The organism is Rhodoferax sp. RT5P35, assembly GCF_056521385.1.
In genome coordinates this window covers 1-1,812 of record NZ_JBWMAX010000058.1, presented here as the reverse complement: position 1 = coordinate 1,812, position 1,812 = coordinate 1, and the positions used below count along the sequence as shown (strand labels likewise).

The window sequence follows — 1,812 nt, the reverse complement described above, 5'->3', positions numbered from 1 at the left end:
TGCGGCATCGGCACCGCCGCTGATCGTATAGGTCAGGGCCGAACCATCGGCATCGGTGGCGGTCAACGTGGTCACGGCCGTGCCGTTCTCGGCCACGTTCAGCGAGGCCGAGGCACCGCCGCCGTTGCTGGTGATGGCGGGCGCGTTGTCGTTGGTGTTGGTCACCGTCACCGCGATGGCCTGGGTGTCGGCCAGGCTGCCGTCGCTGGCTTGCACCGTCACGTCGTAGACATTGTTCCCGCCCGCGTCCGTCGGGGTCTCGAAGTCCCGCGCGCACACGAAGCTCAGGACACCTGTTCCCGCGTTGATCTGGAACAGCGCCGCGTCCGCGCCGCCGACGATGCTGAAGGCCAACAGCGGACCATCGGCATCGGTGGCGGTCACTGTGCTGACCGCCGTGCTGTTCTCGGCGATGGAGATGCTGGCCGTGGCAGCGCCGCCGTTGCTGGTGATCACCGGCGGGGCGTCGTTCACGTCCGTGATGGTCACGGCAATGGCCTGCGTGTCGGCCAGGCTACCGTCGCTGACCCGCACCGTCACGTCGTAGACGTTGTTACCGCCCGTATCCGTCGGGCTCTCGAAGTTTGGCGCGGACACGAAGCTTAAAGCGCCAGTGCTGCCGTTGATCTGAAACAGCACCGCGTCGGCACCGCCGCTGATGGAGTAGGTCAGCGTCGGCCCGTCCACGTCGCTGGCCGTGACCGTGGTCACGGCCGTGGTGTTTTCTGCCAGTGAGATGTTGGCTGTTGCACCGCCGCCGTTGCTGGTGATCGCAGGCGCGTCGTCGACGGCGGTGACGGTAATCGCCACGTTGTCGGCATCGCTACCACCGGTACCGTCGCTGGTGGCCACCGACAAGGTGTCGCTACCGTTGTAATTGGCCGTGCCGGTGTACTGCAGCGTGGCCAGCGCTGCGTTGACCTGGGCCACCGTGCCCGTCAGCGTCAGCGTGGCGCTGCCATTTGTGCCGGCGCTGACGCTGGCACCACCGGTGAGGCTGACCTGCAGCGTGCCATTGGACACGGCCAGCACGGTGCTGAGGGCCGGAGCGAACGGCGCGGACACCGAGATGCCGCCGATGGCGGTGCCCACGTCCTCCACGATGCTCTGTGCACCCGGCACCGTGTGCACCACCGACCCCGTGGCCACGCGCACGGCGGAGAACTCCGACGTGTCGGTGAAGGTATTGAAGGCCGCATTGCTGCGGGTCGCCGTAGCCGCGATGCTGTATCCCACCGGCACGCTGACCCCCAGCGTGGTCGAGAAGCTGGCGTTGCCCGACCCGTCGCTCGCGACATTGACGAAGCCCAGATAGATCTGTCCCTCGCCATTGCCGCTGCCGTCGGCCGTGGCCGAGGCGAAGAACTCCAGCCGGTAGTAGCTGCTGGCCGTGCTGTTGAGCGTGCCGGCCAGTTGCAACTGGCTGCTGCCGTCGGTGCGGGCCAGCGTCAGGACGGGGAAGTTCTGCAGGTTGTTGGGACCGGTGTCGGCATCGCCGGTGTCATTCACCGTCACGCCGGTGGTACCCATGTCGATGCCCAGCCCCACGCTGGAGTACACCAGGTTGCGCAGCAGTGTGTTTCCGCTGCCGGCCGTAGCCAGACTCGAAATGCCGCTGGTGAACGCGTGGCCCTGGCCGCTAAACGCCACGATGTTGTCGGCCACCAGGTTGGACGAAGGGGCGGCACCGCCAAACGAGTTCTCTATCAGGATGCCGTTTTGCCGCCCGCCCCAGTTGGCGGTGCCCGCCAGGTCGGTCCCGATCCGGTTGCCCTGGACCACGGTGCCGGTGGTCGGCCCGTCGATTTCAAT

Annotated in this window: 1 protein-coding gene; it reads right to left on the bottom strand. The window is 67.0% G+C overall.

All coding sequences use genetic code 11. The features are described from left to right. The coding region (locus tag AC097L_RS23495) for a hypothetical protein (protein ID WP_479589154.1) at window positions 1-1,812 on the bottom strand (1,812 nt) is incomplete at both ends.